Source organism: Hydrogenophaga sp., assembly GCF_051007235.1.
Classification (GTDB): Bacteria; Pseudomonadota; Gammaproteobacteria; order Burkholderiales; family Burkholderiaceae_C; genus Hydrogenophaga.
This window is the reverse complement of sequence record NZ_JBPCSJ010000026.1, coordinates 1-3,357: the sequence shown is the minus strand read 5'-3', so window position 1 is coordinate 3,357 and position 3,357 is coordinate 1. Positions and strand designations below refer to the sequence as shown.

Below are 3,357 nucleotides of genomic sequence, written 5' to 3'. Positions count from 1 at the left end.
GCTGAAGGGCGCGCACTTCATCGAGCTGTGCAACCAGCGCGGCATCCCGCTGGTGTTCCTGCAGAACATCACCGGCTTCATGGTCGGCCGGGAGTACGAGAACAAGGGCATCGCCCGCGACGGCGCCAAGCTGGTCACCGCGGTGGCCTGCTCGGTGGTCCCGAAGTTCACCGTGGTCATCGGCGGCTCGTTCGGCGCCGGCAACTACGGCATGTGCGGCCGCGCCTACGACCCGCGGTTCCTGTGGATGTGGCCCAACGCCCGGATCTCGGTGATGGGCGGCGAGCAGGCCGCGAGCGTGCTCGCCACCGTGAAGCGCGACGGCATCGAAGCCAAGGGCGGCAGCTGGAGCGCGGAAGAAGAGGCCGCGTTCAAGGCGCCGATCAAGGAACAGTACGAGGTGCAGGGCCACCCCTACTACGCCACCGCCCGCCTGTGGGACGACGGCGTGATCGACCCGGCCGACACGCGACGCGTGCTGGCGCTGGGGTTGAGCGCTTCACTCAATGCGCCGATCCCGGAAACCAAGTTCGGCCTGTTCCGCATGTGAGCACCGCCATGGACCCGATCGCCCACTTCACCCGCCAGGCGCGTTACCACGTCTGGGCCACGCACCGGCTGCTGGACGCGGTCTCGCGCGTGTCCGATGACGATTACCGCAAGGACTGCGGCCTGTTCTTCAAGAGCATCCACGGCACGCTCAACCACCTGCTGGTGGGCGAGCACCTGCTCTGGTACGCGCGTTTTTCCAAAGGCGCTTCGCCGCTGCTGGCACTGGACGCGGAAATCGAACCCGACCGCGCCCGTCTCGGCCAGGCCATCAAAGGCGGTGCCGCCAACTGGGAACACCTGATCGCCACCTGGCCGGCCGAGCGGTTTGACGGCAACCTGGACTACAAAACCATGAAAGGCGTGCCGCAGTCGCTGCCGTTCGCGGCCACGCTGGCGCACGTGTTCAACCACGCCACCCACCACCGCGGCCAGATCACCGCCGCGCTCACCGCGCTGGGCCAGCCCGGCCCCGAGCTGGACTGGGTGTACCACTTGCAATTGGAAGCCCAGAAACCATGAGCACAGCCCTGACCATCGCGGTGCAGGACCGCATCGCCCGCATCACGCTGACCCGCCCGGAAGTGCGCAACGCTTTCAACGACGAAGTGATCCAGGAACTCAAAGCCGCGTTCGAGTCGGTCGGCGCGCGCGACGACGTGCGCGCCGTGGTGCTGGCCGCCGAGGGCCCGGCCTTCTGCGCCGGCGCCGACCTGAACTGGATGCGCCGCATGGCCGACTACACGCGCGACGAGAACGTGGCCGACGCCGGCCAGCTCGCCGCGATGTTGAAGGCCATCTACGAATGTCCCAAACCGACGATTGCGGCGGTGCAGGGCGACGTGTTCGCCGGCGGCATGGGCCTGGTGGCCGCCTGCGACATGGCCGTGAGCGTGCGCACCGCGACCTACTGCCTGAGCGAGGTCAAGCTGGGCCTGATCCCGGCCACCATCAGCCCCTACGTGATCCGCGCCATGGGCGCACGGGCCGCGCACCGTTACTTCCTCACCGCCGAGCGCTTTTCCGCCGACGAGGCGCACCGCATCGGCTTCGTGCACGAACTGGTGGATGCGGACCAACTGGACGCGAAGGTGGGCGAACTCGCCCAGGCCCTGGTCAGCGCCAGCCCGGCCGCGGTCAAAGCCTGCAAGCGGCTGGTGCAGGACGTGGCCGAACGCACCATCGACGACGCGCTGATCGCCGCGACGGTGGAAGGCATCGCCGACATCCGCGCTAGCGACGAAGGACGCGAAGGCGTGGCGTCTTTTCTGCAGAAGCGCAAACCCGCCTGGCTGGCGGGGTAATCTGGCCCTTCCATTTCAGGAAGACCGCTCATGGACACCAGCATCTGGACGTCTTTTGTCGAATGGCTCAGGGGCTTCGGTGCCCAGGCCGGCCAGCAGGCGGCCGACGCCGGGGTGCAGATGGGCGGTGTCGTGGTCGAGGGCGTGAGCGCCGCCGCCAGCCAGATGGACATGCCCAGCCTGCTGGCCCTGGCCGCCGCGCTCGGCTGGGCCAGTGGTTTCCGGCTCTACGCGGTGGTGTTCATCGTCGGCATCGCGGGCTGGATCGGCTGGATACCGCTGCCCGAGGGTCTGCAGGTGCTGCAACACCCGGCCTTGCTGGCCACCAGCGGCGCGCTGCTGTTTGTGGAGTTCTTCGCCGACAAGATCCCGGGCCTCGACTCGCTGTGGGACCTGTTCAACAGCGTGATCCGCATCCCCGCCGGCGCCGCGCTGGCCGCCGGTGCGCTGGGGGCCGACAGCGGCACCATGGCCATCGTGGGTGCGCTGCTGGGCGGCAGCCTGGCCGCCACCGCGCAGGCCGCCAAGACCACTTCCCGCGCGGCCATCAACACCTCGCCCGAGCCGTTCTCCAACGTGGCCATGAGCCTGCTCGAAGACGGTCTGGTGATCGGCATCGTCTGGCTGGCCACGAATCAGCCGCTGATTTTTGGCGGCGTGGTGGTCGTCGCTGTGCTGGTCATGTGGTTCACCACCTGGCTGCTCTTCAAGTTCCTGCGCGCGGCGCTGCGCCGCCTGCGTGATCTCTTTTCCTCCGCTTCTGCACCTGCCTAGGACCCTGCCATGTTCCAGAAAATCCTCATCGCCAACCGCGGCGAAAACGGCCGCATCGCGGGCGTTTCTTCAAATTGCATGACACGCGCAGCGTGTGCAGGCGAGTTCGCCGCGGGAGCTGCCCATGTTTAACAAGATCCTCATCGCCAACCGCGGCGAAATCGCCTGCCGCGTTGCCGCCACCGCCCGCCGCCTGGGCGTGCGCACCGTGGCCGTGTATTCCGACGCCGACGCCGACGCCAAGCACGTGGCGGCCTGCGACGAGGCCGTGCACGTGGGTGGCAGCGCGCCCAAAGAGAGTTATCTGCAGTGGGAGCGCATCATCGCCGCCGCGCAGGCCACGGGCGCGCAGGCCATCCACCCCGGTTACGGCTTCCTGAGCGAGAACGAGGCCTTTGCCGACGCTTGCGCCAACGCCGGTCTGGTCTTCATCGGCCCGCCGTCCTCGGCTATCCAGGCCATGGGGCTGAAGGCCGAATCCAAGCGGCTGATGGAAAGCGCTGGTGTGCCGCTGGTGCCCGGCTACCACGGCGCCGACCAGGACCCTGCGCTGTTGCAGCGCGAGGCCGACCGCATCGGCTACCCGGTGCTGATCAAGGCCAGCGCGGGCGGTGGCGGCAAGGGCATGCGGGCCGTGGACAAGGCCGAGGACTTCGCCGCTGCGCTGGCGAGCTGCCAGCGCGAAGCGATCAACAGCTTCGGCAGCGACGCGGTGCTGGTGGAGAAGTAC

At 68.2% G+C, this 3,357-nt stretch carries 6 protein-coding genes; all 6 read left to right on the top strand.

Translation table 11 applies throughout. The annotated features are described in order from the left end of the window. Positions 1-550, top strand: a 550-nt coding sequence (locus ACR2JA_RS00940) for a carboxyl transferase domain-containing protein (RefSeq protein ID WP_434007265.1), incomplete at its 5' end; no start/stop codon positions are given. An 8-nt stretch (positions 551-558) separates the two neighbouring features. Beyond that, entirely contained in the window at positions 559-1,071 is a 513-nt protein-coding gene (locus tag ACR2JA_RS00935; protein WP_434007264.1) for a DinB family protein, read from the top strand. Next, complete coding sequence (locus ACR2JA_RS00930) at positions 1,068-1,853, top strand: enoyl-CoA hydratase/isomerase family protein (protein ID WP_434007263.1); 786 nt, start codon at positions 1,068-1,070, stop codon at positions 1,851-1,853. The genes ACR2JA_RS00935 and ACR2JA_RS00930 overlap by 4 nt, the downstream gene beginning before the upstream one ends. A 30-nt stretch (positions 1,854-1,883) precedes the next feature. After that, on the top strand, positions 1,884-2,627 hold the full coding sequence (locus ACR2JA_RS00925; RefSeq protein WP_434007262.1) for a DUF4126 domain-containing protein: 744 nt from the start codon (positions 1,884-1,886) through the stop codon (positions 2,625-2,627). A gap of 9 nt (positions 2,628-2,636) precedes the next feature. After that, positions 2,637-2,759 (top strand): hypothetical protein, encoded by a 123-nt coding sequence (locus ACR2JA_RS00920; RefSeq protein WP_434007261.1) that lies wholly within the window; start codon positions 2,637-2,639, stop codon positions 2,757-2,759. Next, positions 2,752-3,357, top strand: a 606-nt coding sequence (locus tag ACR2JA_RS00915; RefSeq protein WP_434007260.1) for a biotin carboxylase N-terminal domain-containing protein, incomplete at its 3' end; no start/stop codon positions are given. The genes ACR2JA_RS00920 and ACR2JA_RS00915, both read left to right, overlap by 8 nt.